This is a genomic window from Formosa sp. L2A11, from assembly GCF_009796865.1.
Taxonomy (GTDB): domain Bacteria; phylum Bacteroidota; class Bacteroidia; order Flavobacteriales; family Flavobacteriaceae; genus Formosa.
Genome location: NZ_CP047028.1, coordinates 3,366,776 through 3,386,456, shown reverse-complemented (window position 1 = coordinate 3,386,456; position 19,681 = coordinate 3,366,776). Strand labels below are relative to the sequence as shown.

General features: G+C 35.5%; 8 protein-coding genes, 4 tRNA genes, 5 rRNA genes and 1 pseudogene. 17 read left to right on the top strand and 1 reads right to left on the bottom strand.

The features are described from left to right. Window positions 1-48: 48 nt before the first annotated feature. The 10 genes from GQR95_RS14875 (at window position 49) to GQR95_RS14830 (ending at window position 12,563) form a co-directional block, all read left to right on the top strand. Window positions 49-122 (top strand) — tRNA-Ile (locus GQR95_RS14875). 101 nt (window positions 123-223) lie between these two features. Then, window positions 224-297 (top strand) — tRNA-Ala (locus GQR95_RS14870). Between the two features lie 190 nt (window positions 298-487). Continuing rightward, window positions 488-3,321 (top strand): 23S ribosomal RNA (locus GQR95_RS14865). Window positions 3,322-3,532: 211 nt separating this feature from the next. Then, a 5S ribosomal RNA gene (gene rrf, locus GQR95_RS14860) occupies window positions 3,533-3,639 on the top strand. Between the two features lie 1,218 nt (window positions 3,640-4,857). Continuing rightward, a 16S ribosomal RNA gene (locus tag GQR95_RS14855) occupies window positions 4,858-6,370 on the top strand. Window positions 6,371-6,461: 91 nt separating this feature from the next. Then, window positions 6,462-6,535: transfer RNA gene (locus tag GQR95_RS14850), tRNA-Ile, on the top strand. Window positions 6,536-6,612: 77 nt separating this feature from the next. Then, window positions 6,613-6,686 (top strand) — tRNA-Ala (locus tag GQR95_RS14845). Window positions 6,687-6,875: 189 nt separating this feature from the next. Continuing rightward, a 23S ribosomal RNA gene (locus GQR95_RS14840) occupies window positions 6,876-9,701 on the top strand. Window positions 9,702-9,912: 211 nt separating this feature from the next. Further along, window positions 9,913-10,019 (top strand): 5S ribosomal RNA (rrf, locus tag GQR95_RS14835). The 16S, 23S and 5S rRNA genes sit together here with 4 tRNA genes alongside, the layout of an rRNA operon. A gap of 453 nt (window positions 10,020-10,472) precedes the next feature. Next, entirely contained in the window at window positions 10,473-12,563 is a 2,091-nt protein-coding gene (locus tag GQR95_RS14830) for an HAD family hydrolase (RefSeq protein ID WP_370514507.1), read from the top strand. A 67-nt stretch (window positions 12,564-12,630) separates the two neighbouring features. On the opposite strand, the gene GQR95_RS14825 is transcribed toward GQR95_RS14830, so the two are convergent. After that, window positions 12,631-13,251 (bottom strand): sugar transferase, encoded by a 621-nt coding sequence (locus GQR95_RS14825; RefSeq protein WP_159023891.1) that lies wholly within the window; start codon window positions 13,249-13,251, stop codon window positions 12,631-12,633. Between the two features lie 534 nt (window positions 13,252-13,785). On the opposite strand from GQR95_RS14825, the gene GQR95_RS14820 reads away from it, so the two are divergent. The 7 genes and pseudogenes from GQR95_RS14820 (at window position 13,786) to GQR95_RS14800 (ending at window position 19,680) form a co-directional block, all read left to right on the top strand. Next, entirely contained in the window at window positions 13,786-14,538 is a 753-nt protein-coding gene (locus GQR95_RS14820) for a carbamoyl phosphate synthase large subunit (protein ID WP_233265944.1), read from the top strand. Beyond that, entirely contained in the window at window positions 14,510-14,752 is a 243-nt protein-coding gene (locus GQR95_RS16895; RefSeq protein ID WP_233265943.1) for a hypothetical protein, read from the top strand. Before GQR95_RS14820 ends, GQR95_RS16895 begins: the two co-directional genes overlap by 29 nt. Window positions 14,753-14,883: 131 nt before the next feature. Further along, complete coding sequence (locus GQR95_RS14815) at window positions 14,884-15,417, top strand: HAD family hydrolase (RefSeq protein WP_159023890.1); 534 nt, start codon at window positions 14,884-14,886, stop codon at window positions 15,415-15,417. 433 nt (window positions 15,418-15,850) lie between these two features. Then, a pseudogene (locus GQR95_RS14810) lies at window positions 15,851-16,973 on the top strand (DegT/DnrJ/EryC1/StrS family aminotransferase). After that, window positions 16,966-17,244, top strand: a complete 279-nt coding sequence (locus tag GQR95_RS17150; RefSeq protein ID WP_370514506.1) for a hypothetical protein — start codon at window positions 16,966-16,968, stop codon at window positions 17,242-17,244. The pseudogene GQR95_RS14810 and the gene GQR95_RS17150 overlap by 8 nt, the downstream one beginning before the upstream one ends. Continuing rightward, window positions 17,189-18,877 carry a polysaccharide biosynthesis protein gene (locus GQR95_RS14805; protein WP_370514505.1) on the top strand — a complete coding sequence of 563 codons (1,689 nt, stop codon included), beginning with the start codon at window positions 17,189-17,191 and terminating at the stop codon, window positions 18,875-18,877. The genes GQR95_RS17150 and GQR95_RS14805 overlap by 56 nt, the downstream gene beginning before the upstream one ends. Before the next feature lie 8 nt (window positions 18,878-18,885). Next, the gene (locus tag GQR95_RS14800) at window positions 18,886-19,680 is read left to right on the top strand and encodes a polysaccharide biosynthesis/export family protein (protein ID WP_159023889.1); all 795 of its coding nucleotides are present in this window, start codon (window positions 18,886-18,888) and stop codon (window positions 19,678-19,680) included. The last annotated feature ends 1 nt before the right edge of the window (window position 19,681 follow it).

The following is a 19,681-nucleotide window of genomic DNA, read 5'->3' as shown; positions in this document are numbered from 1 at the left end:
ATTGTTTATTCTTAGCTGTTAATTTAAAATATAATTTATTATAGTTAGAGTCTCATAGCTCAGCTGGTTAGAGCGCTACACTGATAATGTAGAGGTCGGCAGTTCGAGTCTGCCTGAGACTACTAAATATAGTAAAAAAAAGGAAATTCTAGAAGCTAGATAATTACAGATTAGGAGTTAGTAATTGCTAATAACTAAAAACTAATTACTAGACACTAGTAATGGGGGATTAGCTCAGCTGGCTAGAGCGCCTGCCTTGCACGCAGGAGGTCATCGGTTCGACTCCGATATTCTCCACGATTCTATATTCTAAATATAGAAAAAAGTTCATTGACATATTGAAAAAGATACATAAAAATACATTTAAATAACGAATGTTTAGTATGCACGTATTAAACAGGAATTATTTAAAATAATAATAATTCGTTGTTAGTTAAAGTTTACGAGCTTTTAACTAATAACAAACTCATTAAAAAAGCAAAAAGTACAATAAGCTAAATAAGGGCGTATGGGGAATGCCTAGGCTCTCAGAGGCGATGAAGGACGTGATAAGCTGCGAAAAGCTGCGGGGATTGGCACATACAATTTGATCCGCAGATATCCGAATGGGGCAACCCACTATATTGAAGATATAGTATCCTTAGGGAAGCAAACCCGGAGAACTGAAACATCTAAGTACCCGGAGGAGAAGAAAACAAAAGTGATTCCGTAAGTAGCGGCGAGCGAACGCGGATTAGTCCAAACCAATGATGTTACGGCATTATTGGGGTTGTAGGACCACGACATTTGAACCATGATGAATTAGAACTGTTTGGAAAGACAGACCAAAGAGGGTGATAGTCCCGTATAGGTAAAGATTGGCAAGATAGTGGTATCCTGAGTAGTGCGGGGCACGTGAAACCCTGTGTGAATTTGGCGGGACCATCCGTTAAGACTAAATACTCCTGAGAGACCGATAGTGAACTAGTACCGTGAGGGAAAGGTGAAAAGAACCCTGAATAAGGGAGTGAAATAGATCCTGAAACCATACGCTTACAAGCGGTCGGAGCAACTTCGTGTTGTGACGGCGTGCCTTTTGCATAATGAGCCTACGAGTTACCGTTGCTAGCAAGGTTAAGTGATTAAGTCACGGATCCGTAGCGAAAGCGAGTCTGAATAGGGCGCTTTAGTTAGTAGTGGTAGACGCGAAACCGTGTGATCTACCCATGGGCAGGTTGAAGCTGTAGTAACATACAGTGGAGGACCGAACCGGTTGACGTTGAAAAGTCTTCGGATGACCTGTGGGTAGGGGTGAAAGGCCAATCAAACTCGGAAATAGCTCGTACTCCCCGAAATGCATTTAGGTGCAGCGTTGATTTATAGTTTTATAGAGGTAGAGCTACTGATTGGATGCGGGGGCTTCACCGCCTACCAATTCCTGACAAACTCCGAATGCTATAAAATGTTGATCAGCAGTGAGGGCATGGGTGCTAAGGTCCATGTCCGAGAGGGAAAGAACCCAGACCATCAGCTAAGGTCCCCAAATATATGTTAAGTTGAAAAAACGCGGTTGAATTGCTTTGACAGCTAGGATGTTGGCTTGGAAGCAGCCATTCATTTAAAGAGTGCGTAACAGCTCACTAGTCGAGCGATTCGGCATGGATAATAATCGGGCATAAACATATTACCGAAGCTATGGATTTATAATTTATTATAACTGGTAGGGGAGCATTCTATTTGTGTAGAAGGTGTACTGTGAGGTATGCTGGAACGGATAGAAAAGAAAATGTAGGCATAAGTAACGATAATGCGGGCGAGAAACCCGCACTCCGAAAGACTAAGGTTTCCTCAGCTATGCTAATCAGCTGAGGGTTAGTCGGGACCTAACGCGAACCCGAAAGGGGTAGTGGATGGACAACAGGTTAATATTCCTGTACCTGCTCTTACTAAAAGTGACGGAGGCGTAAATTTGGTGCGAACTGACGGAATAGTTCGTTGAAGGATGTGGTAACACTCCGATAGTACACTGAGACTACGGTCAAGGTGATAATCCAGAAAAGCGACTTCCAAGAAAAGCGAAAGAAGCAGCCCGTACCCTAAACCGACACAGGTAGTTGGGATGAGAATTCTAAGGAGCTCGAGAGATTCATGGTTAAGGAACTAGGCAAAATAGACCCGTAACTTCGGGAGAAGGGTCGCCCCACTTCGGTGGGGCCGCAGTGAAAAGGTCCAGGCGACTGTTTATCAAAAACACAGGGCTATGCTAAATTGAAAGATGACGTATATGGCCTGACACCTGCCCGGTGCTGGAAGGTTAAATGGTGGGCTTAGAGGTTTACCTCGACGGTCTAAAATGAAGCCCCAGTAAACGGCGGCCGTAACTATAACGGTCCTAAGGTAGCGAAATTCCTTGTCGGGTAAGTTCCGACCTGCACGAATGGTGCAACGATCTGGACACTGTCTCAACCATGAGCTCGGTGAAATTGTAGTATCGGTGAAGATGCCGATTACCCGCAGTGGGACGAAAAGACCCCGTGCACCTTTACTATAGCTTAGTATTGGTTTTGGATAAGTAATGTGTAGGATAGGTGGGAGACTTTGAAGCGGCATCGCTAGGTGTTGTGGAGTCATTGTTGAAATACCACCCTTTGCTTATCTAGAGCCTAACCTTCAACGAAGGGACAGTGCTTGGTGGGTAGTTTGACTGGGGTGGTCGCCTCCAAAAGAGTAACGGAGGCTTCTAAAGGTTCCCTCAGCACGGTTGGTAATCGTGCGTAGAGTGCAATGGCATAAGGGAGCTTGACTGAGAGACCTACAAGTCGATCAGGTACGAAAGTAGAGCATAGTGATCCGGTGGTTCCGTATGGAAGGGCCATCGCTCAAAGGATAAAAGGTACGCCGGGGATAACAGGCTGATCTCCCCCAAGAGCTCATATCGACGGGGGGGTTTGGCACCTCGATGTCGGCTCGTCACATCCTGGGGCTGGAGAAGGTCCCAAGGGTTGGGCTGTTCGCCCATTAAAGTGGCACGCGAGCTGGGTTCAGAACGTCGTGAGACAGTTCGGTCTCTATCTACTGTGGGCGTTAGAAATTTGAGTGGATCTGTTCCTAGTACGAGAGGACCGGAATGGACAAACCTCTGGTGTATCTGTTGTTCCGCCAGGAGCATTGCAGAGTAGCTACGTTTGGAAGGGATAAGCGCTGAAAGCATATAAGCGCGAAACCCACCACAAGATGAGATTTCTTTAAAGGGTCGTGGGAGATGACCACGTTGATAGGCTATAGGTGTAAAGACAGTAATGTCATAGCCGAGTAGTACTAATAACCCATAGGCTTATTGTATAAAAGCCCCCTCTGACTTTATAGTAATATAGAGGACAGGTATTTGAAAAGATACTGAGGGGCGCATTGTTTTTTTACAGAGTATAACAGAATTATTATAAGTAGTATTTTTAAAATAAAGACGATTATCGTCCTTTTTCAATATGTTAAGATATTTGCGCAAGAGCGCGGTTGATTAGATTGTATATGATACAACTAACGATCAACAATTTAAGGTGATTATTGCGATGGGGCTCACCTCTTACCATTCCGAACAGAGAAGTTAAGCCCATTAGCGCCGATGGTACTGCATTGTGGGAGAGTAGGACGTTGCCTTTTTTAATTAAATCCTGAACATGAATTTGTTCAGGATTTTTTTTGTTTATACCCCAAATAATTTAACTCCTGGATTATTACCTTTAATACTCCTGATTACTCCTTATTACCTAAAGATCAATTACTCTTTCTGAAAGGTCTTTATGCTTACTCAAACATGAAGGTCATACATAGAGTAATTACTCTATCTTATTAGAATTAATTACTAATACTTCAAATGACATCATTTTTTAGTGCTCGCATGTACTTCTGGTTTAATTCAATATGATTATTAGTATATAATCCTTAAATTATCTTCAACTTACCTTTAAACGTATTAAATATGATAATCTGTTAAACGTTTTTAGTTTCATAAGTCTTTTGTCTTTTTATAAGACGTATTCACTAATGTTATTTATATTATTTCTTGCATTACGATGTAAATTAAAAAGCAACTCTTTTTTTTATTTTCTAAATTAATATAAAAGAGTTATGGATGAACGATGGCCGTTTTCTTTATTCAATTGTTTTTAATTTTAATTAGACGTAGTTTTTTTTAGATAAAATAACATGTTTTATTTAAAACGCATACCAGGAATAATTATAAAAGAGTACTGTTAGATTATATTATAGATCTGGTTATATTTATTTGTATACTATATAACACTACAAACGAAGTTTCCTTAAAATAAAAAGCAGGCGTAACAAACTCTTAACGTATGGTTTACAAAATAAATCAAAAAAAGCTATAAATTAATTAGTTTGGTTAGAATAAAAGAGTGTATATTTGCACCCGCTTAGCGAGGCAACTATGGTTGTTTAGTGAAGCAAAACGTTCATTAACAAAGCAATACTTTATCGAATTTAATTAATTTTAAAAAAGAAAAATAAAAGCTTGTTATTAAACTAAAAGGTTGTATGTTTGCAGCCGCTAAAAACGGCAACGTTTTTAGAAAAAAGTTCTTTAATTAGTGTTTGTTGGAGTTGGAAAGGTTGTAAAACTGGACTAAAAAAAAACTTCAAAAAAACATTGTGAGGAATAAAAAAGGGTTTTATATTTGCACCCGCTTAACGAGGCAACGAGTTAAGACACACAGAGAAATAAGTTCATTAACATATTGAATTGACAGCGTAGATATTAACTGGAAGCGGTTAATATCACAAAAAAAGAATAGACCATTTTGAGTACCAAATTAATTCCATTAGTTGTTAAAAGTAATAGTGGAAACACTTAAAAATTTAACGATGAAGAGTTTGATCCTGGCTCAGGATGAACGCTAGCGGCAGGCCTAACACATGCAAGTCGAGGGGTAACATTGTGCTTGCACAGATGACGACCGGCGCACGGGTGCGTAACGCGTATGCAATCTACCTTTTACAGAGGAATAGCCCAGAGAAATTTGGATTAATTATAGTATATTTGAATGGCATCATTTAAATATTAAAGATTTATCGGTAAAAGATGAGCATGCGTTCTATTAGTTAGTTGGTGAGGTAACGGCTTACCAAGACAGCGATAGATAGGGGCCCTGAGAGGGGGATCCCCCACACTGGTACTGAGACACGGACCAGACTCCTACGGGAGGCAGCAGTGAGGAATATTGGACAATGGGCGAGAGCCTGATCCAGCCATGCCGCGTGCAGGAAGACTGCCCTATGGGTTGTAAACTGCTTTTATACAGGAAGAAACACTGCTACGTGTAGCAGCTTGACGGTACTGTAAGAATAAGGATCGGCTAACTCCGTGCCAGCAGCCGCGGTAATACGGAGGATCCAAGCGTTATCCGGAATCATTGGGTTTAAAGGGTCCGTAGGTGGATAATTAAGTCAGGGGTGAAATCTTGCAGCTCAACTGTAAAATTGCCTTTGATACTGGTTATCTTGAGTTATTATGAAGTAGTTAGAATATGTAGTGTAGCGGTGAAATGCATAGATATTACATAGAATACCAATTGCGAAGGCAGATTACTAATAATCAACTGACACTGATGGACGAAAGCGTGGGTAGCGAACAGGATTAGATACCCTGGTAGTCCACGCCGTAAACGATGGTTACTAGCTGTTCGGACTTCGGTCTGAGTGGCTAAGCGAAAGTGATAAGTAACCCACCTGGGGAGTACGTTCGCAAGAATGAAACTCAAAGGAATTGACGGGGGCCCGCACAAGCGGTGGAGCATGTGGTTTAATTCGATGATACGCGAGGAACCTTACCAGGGCTTAAATGTAGATTGACAGGACTAGAGATAGTTTTTTGGACAATTTACAAGGTGCTGCATGGTTGTCGTCAGCTCGTGCCGTGAGGTGTCAGGTTAAGTCCTATAACGAGCGCAACCCCTGTTGTTAGTTGCCAGCGAGTCATGTCGGGAACTCTAACAAGACTGCCAGTGCAAACTGTGAGGAAGGTGGGGATGACGTCAAATCATCACGGCCCTTACGTCCTGGGCTACACACGTGCTACAATGGTAGGGACAGAGAGCAGCCACTGGGCGACCAGGAGCGAATCTATAAACCCTATCACAGTTCGGATCGGAGTCTGCAACTCGACTCCGTGAAGCTGGAATCGCTAGTAATCGCATATCAGCCATGATGCGGTGTGAATACGTTCCCGGGCCTTGTACACACCGCCCGTCAAGCCATGGAAGCTGGAAGTGCCTGAAGTCCGTCACCGCAAGGAGCGGCCTAGGGTAAAGTCGGTAACTAGGGCTAAGTCGTAACAAGGTAGCCGTACCGGAAGTGCGGCTGGAACACCTCCTTTCTAGAGAAAGACGACTATTGGATTTGAAAAAAAAGGAAAAGAGATTGTTTATTCTTAGCTGTTAATTTAAAATATAATTTATTATAGTTAGAGTCTCATAGCTCAGCTGGTTAGAGCGCTACACTGATAATGTAGAGGTCGGCAGTTCGAGTCTGCCTGAGACTACTAAATAATAAAGAGGAAATTCTAGAACTGAGAATTCTAAATTCACATGAAGAATACTAATTGATAGGATTTTACATGGGGGATTAGCTCAGCTGGCTAGAGCGCCTGCCTTGCACGCAGGAGGTCATCGGTTCGACTCCGATATTCTCCACGATTCTATATCTAAATATAGAAAAAAGTTCATTGACATATTGAAAAAGATACATAAAAATACATTTAAATAACGAATGTTTAGTATGCACGTATTAAACAGGAATTATTTAAAATAATAATAATTCGTTGTTAGTTAAAGTTTACGAGCTTTTAACTAATAACAAACTCATTAAAAAAGCAAAAAGTACAATAAGCTAAATAAGGGCGTATGGGGAATGCCTAGGCTCTCAGAGGCGATGAAGGACGTGATAAGCTGCGAAAAGCTGCGGGGATTGGCACATACAATTTGATCCGCAGATATCCGAATGGGCAACCCACTATATTGAAGATATAGTATCCTTAGGGAAGCAAACCCGGAGAACTGAAACATCTAAGTACCCGGAGGAGAAGAAAACAAAAGTGATTCCGTAAGTAGCGGCGAGCGAACGCGGATTAGTCCAAACCAATGATGTTACGGCATTATTGGGGTTGTAGGACCACGACATTTGAACCATGATGAATTAGAACTGTTTGGAAAGACAGACCAAAGAGGGTGATAGTCCCGTATAGGTAAAGATTGGCAAGATAGTGGTATCCTGAGTAGTGCGGGGCACGTGAAACCCTGTGTGAATTTGGCGGGACCATCCGTTAAGACTAAATACTCCTGAGAGACCGATAGTGAACTAGTACCGTGAGGGAAAGGTGAAAAGAACCCTGAATAAGGGAGTGAAATAGATCCTGAAACCATACGCTTACAAGCGGTCGGAGCAACTTCGTGTTGTGACGGCGTGCCTTTTGCATAATGAGCCTACGAGTTACCGTTGCTAGCAAGGTTAAGTGATTAAGTCACGGATCCGTAGCGAAAGCGAGTCTGAATAGGGCGCTTTAGTTAGTAGTGGTAGACGCGAAACCGTGTGATCTACCCATGGGCAGGTTGAAGCTGTAGTAACATACAGTGGAGGACCGAACCGGTTGACGTTGAAAAGTCTTCGGATGACCTGTGGGTAGGGGTGAAAGGCCAATCAAACTCGGAAATAGCTCGTACTCCCCGAAATGCATTTAGGTGCAGCGTTGATTTATAGTTTTATAGAGGTAGAGCTACTGATTGGATGCGGGGGCTTCACCGCCTACCAATTCCTGACAAACTCCGAATGCTATAAAATGTTGATCAGCAGTGAGGGCATGGGTGCTAAGGTCCATGTCCGAGAGGGAAAGAACCCAGACCATCAGCTAAGGTCCCCAAATATATGTTAAGTTGAAAAAACGCGGTTGAATTGCTTTGACAGCTAGGATGTTGGCTTGGAAGCAGCCATTCATTTAAAGAGTGCGTAACAGCTCACTAGTCGAGCGATTCGGCATGGATAATAATCGGGCATAAACATATTACCGAAGCTATGGATTTATAATTTATTATAACTGGTAGGGGAGCATTCTATTTGTGTAGAAGGTGTACTGTGAGGTATGCTGGAACGGATAGAAAAGAAAATGTAGGCATAAGTAACGATAATGCGGGCGAGAAACCCGCACTCCGAAAGACTAAGGTTTCCTCAGCTATGCTAATCAGCTGAGGGTTAGTCGGGACCTAACGCGAACCCGAAAGGGGTAGTGGATGGACAACAGGTTAATATTCCTGTACCTGCTCACTAAAAGTGACGGAGGCGTAAATTTGTGCGACTGACGGAATAGTTCGTTGAAGGATGTGGTAACACTCCGATAGTACACTGAGACTACGGTCAAGGTGATAATCCAGAAATCGACTTCCAAGAAAAGCGAGAAGCAGCCCGTACCCTAAACCGACACAGGTAGTTGGGATGAGAATTCTAAGGAGCTCGAGAGATTCATGGTTAAGGAACTAGGCAAAATAGACCCGTAACTTCGGGAGAAGGGTCGCCCCACTTCGGTGGGGCCGCAGTGAAAAGGTCCAGGCGACTGTTTATCAAAAACACAGGGCTATGCTAAATTGAAAGATGACGTATATGGCCTGACACCTGCCCGGTGCTGGAAGGTTAAATGGTGGGCTTAGAGGTTTACCTCGACGGTCTAAAATGAAGCCCCAGTAAACGGCGGCCGTAACTATAACGGTCCTAAGGTAGCGAAATTCCTTGTCGGGTAAGTTCCGACCTGCACGAATGGTGCAACGATCTGGACACTGTCTCAACCATGAGCTCGGTGAAATTGTAGTATCGGTGAAGATGCCGATTACCCGCAGTGGGACGAAAAGACCCCGTGCACCTTTACTATAGCTTAGTATTGGTTTTGGATAAGTAATGTGTAGGATAGGTGGGAGACTTTGAAGCGGCATCGCTAGGTGTTGTGGAGTCATTGTTGAAATACCACCCTTTGCTTATCTAGAGCCTAACCTTCAACGAAGGGACAGTGCTTGGTGGGTAGTTTGACTGGGGTGGTCGCCTCCAAAAGAGTAACGGAGGCTTCTAAAGGTTCCCTCAGCACGGTTGGTAATCGTGCGTAGAGTGCAATGGCATAAGGGAGCTTGACTGAGAGACCTACAAGTCGATCAGGTACGAAAGTAGAGCATAGTGATCCGGTGGTTCCGTATGGAAGGGCCATCGCTCAAAGGATAAAAGGTACGCCGGGGATAACAGGCTGATCTCCCCCAAGAGCTCATATCGACGGGGGGGTTTGGCACCTCGATGTCGGCTCGTCACATCCTGGGGCTGGAGAAGGTCCCAAGGGTTGGGCTGTTCGCCCATTAAAGTGGCACGCGAGCTGGGTTCAGAACGTCGTGAGACAGTTCGGTCTCTATCTACTGTGGGCGTTAGAAATTTGAGTGGATCTGTTCCTAGTACGAGAGGACCGGAATGGACAAACCTCTGGTGTATCTGTTGTTCCGCCAGGAGCATTGCAGAGTAGCTACGTTTGGAAGGGATAAGCGCTGAAAGCATATAAGCGCGAAACCCACCACAAGATGAGATTTCTTTAAAGGGTCGTGGGAGATGACCACGTTGATAGGCTATAGGTGTAAAGACAGTAATGTCATAGCCGAGTAGTACTAATAACCCATAGGCTTATTGTATAAAAGCCCCCTCTGACTTTATAGTAATATAGAGGACAAGTATTTGAAAAGATACTGAGGGGCGCATTGTTTTTTTACAGAGTATAACAGAATTATTATAAGTAGTATTTTTAAAATAAAGACGATTATCGTCCTTTTTCAATATGTTAAGATATTTGCGCAAGAGCGCGGTTGATTAGATTGTATATGATACAACTAACGATCAACAATTTAAGGTGATTATTGCGATGGGGCTCACCTCTTACCATTCCGAACAGAGAAGTTAAGCCCATTAGCGCCGATGGTACTGCATTGTGGGAGAGTAGGACGTTGCCTTTTTTAATTAAATCCTGAACATGAATTTGTTCAGGATTTTTTTGTTTATACCCCAAATAATTTAACTCCTGGATTATTACCTTTAATACTTCTGATTACTCCTTATTATCTTTTTTATAGCACTCCCTCTAGAACCGCTTTTATTCTTCCTTTATTATCTAAAGATCAATTACTCTATTTTATTTATTTTTACAATGACATCTTATTTCTGGTTTATTTGTCATATTAATTTCTTTATTACAGCTTCTTTTACTTCAGAATTGTATTAATAATTTCTTTCATTCTTACTTCTTGTAGTTTTTATCTGATTTTTATCGAAAAAGAATTATTAAAATTCAAAAAAAAATTACTTTCATATTCAATTAGTTAATTATGATTGCTTTATAGGTACACTTAATATCTATTCGTGATTATATTTTACATATTGGTCCTCCCCAGCACTAACATACATTTTATATGAAGATAACAAGTGGTTCTTTTGCGGATACTGTAAGTTCGGGGTCTGTGATTTTTTGTGATATGTTTGATACTATTGTACATAGGACTGTACACCCTAATTATGTAATGAGGTTATGGTGTAAGACTATGATTAGGGAATTAGGTTTAACATTAGATATTGACACTTTATACTTTATTAGGAAAGAGGTTGAGATCTATTTAAGTAATAAATATAAGACTATACATATTGAAATTCCTTATGATATTTTAATTAAAGAGTTGTATAATAGACTCCTATGTAGTAACGTGATTACTGATATATCTTATTTAAAGTTTCAGAAGTATTTTGAAAAAGCAGAGATTGCTGTAGAACTTAATGTTCAGTTTTTAAACGAGAATACGGTACGAGAATTAAAGAAACTAAAAGATAAAGGTTTTGAAATTTACTGTGTTACAGATTTTTATACTTCTAAAAAAGTACTTTTAAAGATATTAGAGTCACATAAAATAGATTGTCTTTTTAATGACGTATTTGTGTCCTCAGAATGTAAAAAAAGCAAGCATAATGGTACTTTCTATTCTTATTTAATTGACATATTGGATCTTGATCCAACTAATGTAATTATGATTGGGGACAATCTTAAGCATGATATTGTTAATGCTGAAAAAAATAAATTAAATACTTTATATATTCCTAATAAAGAGTTCTCTAAAACTAAAATAAAGTTTTCTTATGGTTCAGATACTAAAGATTATAAACATATTATAAATGCATTATACAAACGCTGTAATTCTAAAAATGTACCAGTAAATAGTGATTATATATTATTCTATTTTACTTATACAGAACGTTTATATTTCAAATTAAAGAATAAAGGTATTAAAGATATATTCTTCTTGTCTAGAGAAGGATTGTATTTTAAAAAATTGTTCGATTTTTATCAGAATTATTATGCCTTAAGTGAAGAAGATGTTATTAATACCCATTATTTAAAAACCTCTAGACAAGCAAGTATGTTGGTTTCTTTAGAAAGTTTAGATATAGAAACCTTTTCTTTTTTACGTCTTAAATATCCAAAATTATCACCTAAAGGGTTTTTAAATAATTTTGATTTTAAAGCAGATGTTGTAAATAATATCATTTCTAGTTTAAAATTAGAATCTATTCAATCTGTTAGTATTTCAAACTTTTTTGACTCAGAGCTTTTTCAACTATTAAAACAAAATAAATTATTTATTAGTCATTATGAAAAGAAACGTTTAGAGCAAAAGATTTATTTTGATACTTATCTTAAATCTTTTAATGTAGATTTTGTTTCTGATGGTTTGCATTTAGCAGACATTGGCTGGGGAGGAACGATGCAAGAAAGACTTTTTGATTATTTTAAAGGAGAAGTTAAGGTTTATGCATATTATCTTGGTATAAGAGAAGTCTATAATATCACAGAACAAACGAAACGATTCGGCTTAAATTTTTCGGTGTATCCTTATGCTAGTTATTCAGATCATATCCTTAGAGGGAATATTGAATTAAATGAACAATTGCTTTCTGCCCCACATGGAAGTACGGTTTCTTATGATATTAATTCCGCTACTTTTTCTAATGAATTTCATCAAGCAGATGAAAAACGAATTTATGATGATTATATTTCTAAAATTCAAGATTATATGTTCGAACAGTTTCAAGTTCTAATTGAAGCATTTGATAAAATTTGTTATTCAACAGCAATTGAACAAGAACACATGACAGATTATGCATTGCGTATTGGAATTTTTGCCTCAAAACATAAGATTTCAGAAATGATGAAAATCTCGGAAGGTTTCTATTCTAATGTTGGAGATTTTTCTAAAGGATTAACAATAGACACAGACCGAAGTAAAAAAGATATTTTACTTAGCGTTAAGGCCTTTATTTTAACTCCAGAGAAATTGTTTAGATACTTACTTAGGCTAAAACCGTATCTTTTTATTAACCATAAATTTTTATTACTTGCACTTTTTCCTTCACACTTAATTTATTGGTATATTAAATTTAATATTTGGGTACGGAGATCTGTTTTATTAAAACGGTTTTATTTAAAATATACGTACTTTAATTTCAGAAATTGATATGTGTATTTTTAAAAAAAAGACTAAGAATTAAACCCGTTTATGAATAGGGTTGTAGACTAATTAACTATAGGTCTCTCTGTTTTTTTGATGCTCTGTAAACATTAAAATCTAAAACATCTGGACTTAAGACAATATCTGAACCTTTGACAACTTTTTGAACTGTTTTTAGTAAGATTTTTACGTCTGATTTAAAACTCAAATTTTCTACGTATTCTATATCCTTTGCTAATTTATCGTCCCAACCAATAGAATTTCTACCAGATACTTGTGCTAAACCCGTAATACCAGGTCTAACTGTATGTCTTAATTGTTCTTCTTTTGTGTAATATGGTAAATACCTTACTAGTAATGGTCTTGGGCCTATTAAGCTCATATCTCCCTTAATAACATTTAAAAGTTGAGGAATTTCATCTAAAGAAAATTTTCTAATAAATGTTCCTAGAGTAGTAACACGATCTGCATCTGGTAAAAGATTTCCGTTTTTGTCTTTTTTATCAGACATGGATTTAAATTTAATGATTTTAAAAACCTTTTCATTTTTTCCAGGTCTACTTTGAAAGAAAAATGGCTGACCATTAGTGGCTAATAATATTAATGTAACTATTAAAAAGATAGGGAACAAAATGATAAAACCTATTAGTGATGCTGAAAAATCAATTATTCTTTTAAATACAGTTTTATACATTTTACTTCGCTTCTTTTTAACTAATTATTAGCTCTTAACTTGAATTAATAACCGAATTTAATAAGATTTAAATTTAATGATTAACACAGTAATAGTCAAATTTAATATTTTCTATTTCACAGGCATTATATACTCTAACAAAATTTTAAATTATACAGGTGTTAATGATTCATCATATAGTTTAATTATTAGAATATAAATAAATGTTTAGAAGTGCGAAAACAATAAAATTTACAGCATTATTATTAGAGATATGCGGGTAATTTAAAATATAAAATTGCCTTTATTTTTATAAAGGATTATAATTGACTGATAAAAGTAATTATAATACAATTCAAAGATTATTTTTGATTAAATACTTAGAATTTAAGAAGTTTACATGTCTATTTTATAGACTTTAATTTAAAGTAAAACTTAGTATATTAATTATTTACCAAGCTAATTATAGATTAGAAACGTAATTTATATCTAAGTATTTAATTATAGATAAACCAATTAATTTTAAATTTCACTTTAATCAATTAAGAGTACACAATGAATATATTAATTACATGCGCAGGAAGACGAGTATCTTTGGTTAGAGCATTTCAAAAAGAGTTAAAAAAAGTGTTTCCTAAAAGTCAGGTTTTAACCTCTGATTTTGAGCCAAGTTTATCTTCTGCATGTCAAGTTTCAGACAAATCATTTCATTTACCATTACTTAATGACGATAATTACTTAACTGCCCTTATAGATTTATGTGTTGCTAATAACGTGAAGTTAATTATTCCAACCATAGATACAGAATTGGCTTTATTATCTCAAAATAAACAAACCCTTATAGATAACGGGATTACTCCAATAGTTTCTTCGGCAGCGTTTATTAATATTTGTAGAGATAAAAGAAAGACTCAAGATTTCTTTTCTAAAATGAATATTAATGTTGCCAAAGAATATTCTAAAACAGATTATAAATTACCACTTTATATTAAACCTTTAAATGGAAGTAGAAGTGTAGATAATTTTAAAATTTTAGCTAAAGAAGACTTAACAGAATATCATTTTAAAAATGATGATTTAATCTTTTTTGAATACATAGATCACGATAAATACGATGAGTTTACTTGCGATTTATATTACGATAAACATAGTTCCTTAAAATGTATTGTACCAAGAAAACGTATTGCCGTTAGAGATGGAGAAGTAAACAAAGGAATAACCCAAAAGAATGCTCTTTTAGATTATATAAACACAAATTTAGGTGTTATAGAAGGAGCTTTTGGTTGTCTTACGGCTCAGTTTTTTTAAACATAAAGAAAACGATACCATTTACGGTATTGAAATTAACGCAAGGTTTGGTGGTGGTTATCCATTATCTTATTTAGCTGGTGCAAATTATCCTAAATATATTATTCAAGAATATTTACTTAACGAAACTGTAGAATCGTTTACCGCTTGGGAAGATCATTTATTAATGCTAAGATATGATAGCGAAATATTAGTGCATGACTTTAAAGCGTAAGATTATTATTGTATTAGATTTAGACGACACTTTATATAATGAAATAGATTTTTTAAAATCTGCGTATAAAGAAATATCAGATTTTTATAGCTGAGAAATCTGAATTAGCATCGCAAAGTATTTTTGATAAAATGATGGCCTTTTATAATGCAAATAAAAATGCTTTTGAAGAAATTATTACATCTACTCAAGTTAAAAATATAGCTGTAAGTGATTTATTAACTATTTACCGAAACCATTCTCCTAAAATTGTTTTAACTAAAGATAACAAAGATACTTTAACCTATTTAAAAAAGAATATGTTTAAAATAGGTTTAGTTACAGATGGTAGGAGTGTGCAACAACGTAGTAAAATAAAAGCTCTTGGTTTAGAGTGTTTTTTTGATGATATTATTATTTCGGAAGAATTTGGATCTGAAAAACCTAATCTAAATAATTTTAAATACTTTACAGAGAAGTATGGCCAAGCAACATATTTATATGTTGGAGACAATGTTAAGAAAGATTTTGTTGCCCCAAATGCTTTAGATTGGTATTCTATTTGTCTTATAGATAATGGTTTAAATATCCATACACAAAACATGGATATAAAAAAAGAACAAGCTCCTGATTTTAAAATCCATGCATTAAAAGAGGTTCTCGATGTTTTAAAGCAAATTAGCTAGACATGATGAAATTAGTTATAAATAAGGAGGTAGTTTATCTTGTTTTTTCATAATAATTTCAGCGTTTATAGCAAAATTTAACTTTAAATAGCGTTCTAATTTCAATTTTCACTTGCTGTTTTATAAAGAAAAACAACCTTATATATGTGCTGATTTAAGTTTCTATTTTGTAAGTATTTTACTTCTTTTTTTTATCGTAACTTCATCTATTAGAGTAATATATTTATTCAATTATCTATTAAATATGAATTAACGTAAATATCTGCTATTCATCGTTTTTATTTGAATTGCACTCATATAATTACGGATATTTATACTCATTTTACAGTAAATGGAAGTAGACCAAAATGTGGTTTATTCTATTTTTTTTATGTTATAAGTCCCTAAATAAACATAAAAATTGTTTTAATATTTTGATATAACAATTTCACTTATGAATTCAAAAATATGGTTATCATCACCACACATGGGAGGACATGAATTAGACTTTGTTAATGAAGCCTTTTCAACTAACTGGATTGCTCCATTAGGTCCTAACGTCACAGGTTTTGAAGATGATTTAAAAACTTTTTTAAACGAAGATAGCTACGTTGCTGCAGTAAGCGCTGGAACAGCAGCATTACATTTAGCTTTAATTTTATCTGATGTAGGTCCGGGAGATGAAGTAATCTGTCAATCTAAAACATTTTCAGCTTCAGCAAATCCTATAGTTTACCAAGGAGCAACTCCTGTTTTTGTAGATAGCGAGCGCGATACTTGGAACATGTGTCCTATACAGTTAGAACGCGCAATTAAAGATAGAATTTCTAAAGGAAAAACACCAAAGGCAATTATAGCAGTTCATTTATATGGTATGCCATATAAAAAAGAAGAGATACACGCCATTGCTAAAACCTATAATATACCTGTTGTAGAAGATAGTGCAGAAGCTCTTGGAAGTAGTTATAAAGGCCAAAAATGTGGAACATTTGGTGAGTTTTCAATATTATCTTTTAACGGAAATAAAATTATAACCACATCTGGAGGAGGCGCTTTAGTATGTTCTACAAAAGAAGAAAAAGAGAAAGCTGTATTTCTAGCTACTCAGGCTAAAGATAAAGCTGTTGCTTATGTGCATTCTCATATTGGTTATAATTATAGAATGTCTAATGTATTAGCAGGTATTGGTCGTGGACAAATGATGATTTTACAAGATCACGTTAATAAGCGCCGAGCGAATTTTAATTTTTATGTATCTAAGTTAAATCAGATTAAAGAAATTGAATTCTTACAAGAACCTGAAGGCTTTTATTCTAACAGGTGGCTGACTTGTATTTTATTAGATAATAAAAAAGATCAAGAAGGGGTAAGACTATTCTTAGAAAAAGATAAATATAGAAACACGTCCATTATGGAAACCAATGCACCAGCAACCGGTTTTTAAAGATGCTCCTAGTTATTTAAATGGTGTTTCAGACGATTTATTTGAACGTGGTTTATGCTTACCAAGCGGATCGAATTTATCTGCAGAAGATTTAGAACGAATAGTTTCATTAATCATACAATATTTTGAATAGATTAAACGTCTTACTTCTTAATTTATCTAAAAGATATGCCTCTAAATGGCTTGTCTTGTTGGTAGATTTATGTTTGGTTGCATTTACATTCTTTTTAGCCTATTTAATTAGATATAATTTTGAGATTGCTTTTGATTTCGGAAAATTTATAAAGCAAATTCCGTTTGTTTTAGTCGCTGCAACAATAAGTTTTATAGTAGTTAGTACACATAAAGGTGTTGTTCGGTTTTACAGGAGTAAAGGATGTAGTAAATATTATAGTAGGAATTAATTTATTAGCTACAATCTTAATTATTACAACGTATTTAAGTCGAAAATTTGAATACGATAGTGTCTTCGATATTGCAGGTTCTGTAATATATATACATCTATTATTAAATATATTTTTCTTAATAGGTGCCAAATTTTTTATTAGATCTATTTACCACAGTATTATATCTGATAAGAGTATTTTCAATAATAAAAATCATCGTGTTTTAATTTATGGTGCTGGAAATGCCGGTATGGTTACTTATGATGCGATAACAAATGATGCCAAAAGCACTATAGATATTTTTGGTTTTATAGATGATAATAATAAGAAAATTGGTAAAAAAATAAATCTGTTAGAGGTTTATGATTCTAATGCAATAACTATTGATTTTATTGAAAAATATAAAATTGATGAAATCATTATTTCTATTCAGAATATAAGTTCTGAAAGGCTACTAGATATCACTAAAGATTTTCTTGCTAAATCTATAAAAGTAAAAATTACACCACCTGTTCAGCAATGGATTGATGGTGAGTTACAAATAAGTCAGATTAAGGATGTAAGAATTGAAGATTTACTTGGACGTGAACCAATTAGCATAGACAATCCTGTGTTAATAGACGAATATGCAGACAAAGTTATTATTGTTACTGGTGCAGCTGGTTCTATAGGAAGTGAGATTGCTAGAAAACTGACTAAGTTTGATTATAAAAAATTAATTCTTATTGATGTTGCAGAATCGCCTTTATACGAGCTTCAACAAGAATTTATTCAAAGCGAGGTTAAAAGATTTGAAGTTATTATTGTAGATGTTAGAAATACAGTAAGAATGGATCAGCTTTTTAAAAGCCTTAATCCTCAAGTTATTTTCCATGCAGCAGCCTACAAACATGTGCCTTTAATGGAAAACAATCCGTACGAAGCCGTTAGTGTAAATATTAGTGGTACTATAAACATGGCAAATTTATCTATTAAATATGGGGTAAATAAATTTGTTATGATTTCTACAGATAAGGCTGTAAACCCTACAAATGTTATGGGGGCAACTAAGCGTATTGCCGAATTGTATATTAGTTGTTTAAATAAAGAAGGCGCTACAAAATTTATTATTACACGTTTTGGAAATGTGTTAGGATCTAACGGGTCTGTAATTCCATTGTTTAAAAAACAAATAGAAAACGGAGGGCCTTTAACTGTTACTCATAAAGATATTACACGTTTTTTTATGACTATACCAGAAGCCTGTTCTTTAGTATTAGAAGCAGCAGCAATGGGAGATGGAGGAGAAATTTTTGTGTTTGATATGGGGAAATCTGTTAAGATTTTCGATTTAGCAATTAACATGATTACACTATCTGGTTTAAATTATCCTACAGATATAGATATAAAAATTACAGGTTTAAGACCTGGAGAAAAAATTTACGAAGAATTATTAGCAAACGGAGAGAATACACGTCCGACATATCATGAGAAAATCATGATTGCTAAATCAAAAGACATCGATACAACAAAAATATTAAATCAGATTATAGATTTACATACCACTAATCCTAAATGTTTAACCTTAGAAACAGTTACTAAAATTAAAGAGATTGTTCCTGAATACATCTCTAATAATTCCCAATTTGAAGCTTTAGATAGTAAAAACTAATATTACTTATGACACGAATTTTTAATCAATTACAACTTAAACCAATATTCTTATTAGCATTCATTTGTTTAATTTTATCTTCTTGTGGAGCTAAAAGAGAGAGTATAGTATATTTTCAAGATGAAAACGCAACTCCCATTAATAAATTGCCTGATTTTGAAATTAAATTTAAACCAGACGATTTATTAACCATAGATGTTTCTGCTATAGATCCAGATGCTGCGAGACCTTTTAATTTACCTGCTGTATCTTATAATACAAATGCAGTAGATTTTGCTCAAGGAACATTAAAAATGCAGACTTATTTAGTAGATAAACAAGGTTATATAGAATTTCCAGTACTTGGCTCTGTAAAACTAGGAGGCTTATCTAGAAGTGAAGCTAATTTGTTTTTAAAGAATACACTTAAGGAATATATAAAAGATCCTATAGTTAATATTAGACTCGCTAATTTCACTATTACAATTTTGGGAGAAGTTAATAAACCAGGTACTTATGGTTTACAAGACGAAAAAGTATCTCTTACAGAAGCTCTAGGATTAGCTGGTGATTTAACTATTTATGGAAGACGAGATAACATATTTTTAATAAGAGAAATTGATGGAGAGAATAAATATTTTAAATTCGATTTAACATCTATAAATGTGATGAATTCTCCTAGTTTTTATCTTACTCAGAATGATGTAATTTATATTGAACCTAATAAAGCAAAAGTTAGATCATCTAATTACAATCAAAATAATGTTGTATTAATTTCTGCGATAGCTACTTTAGCTACCATTACCGCTATAATTCTTAACTAAA

Coding starts and splice junctions, on each gene's coding strand:
- GQR95_RS14830 (WP_370514507.1), top strand. CDS start 10,473: ATGAAGATAACAAGTGGTTCTTTTGCGGATACTGTAAGTTCGGGGTCT.
- GQR95_RS14825 (WP_159023891.1), bottom strand. CDS start 13,251: ATGTATAAAACTGTATTTAAAAGAATAATTGATTTTTCAGCATCACTA.
- GQR95_RS14820 (WP_233265944.1), top strand. CDS start 13,786: ATGAATATATTAATTACATGCGCAGGAAGACGAGTATCTTTGGTTAGA.
- GQR95_RS14815 (WP_159023890.1), top strand. CDS start 14,884: ATGATGGCCTTTTATAATGCAAATAAAAATGCTTTTGAAGAAATTATT.
- GQR95_RS14800 (WP_159023889.1), top strand. CDS start 18,886: ATGACACGAATTTTTAATCAATTACAACTTAAACCAATATTCTTATTA.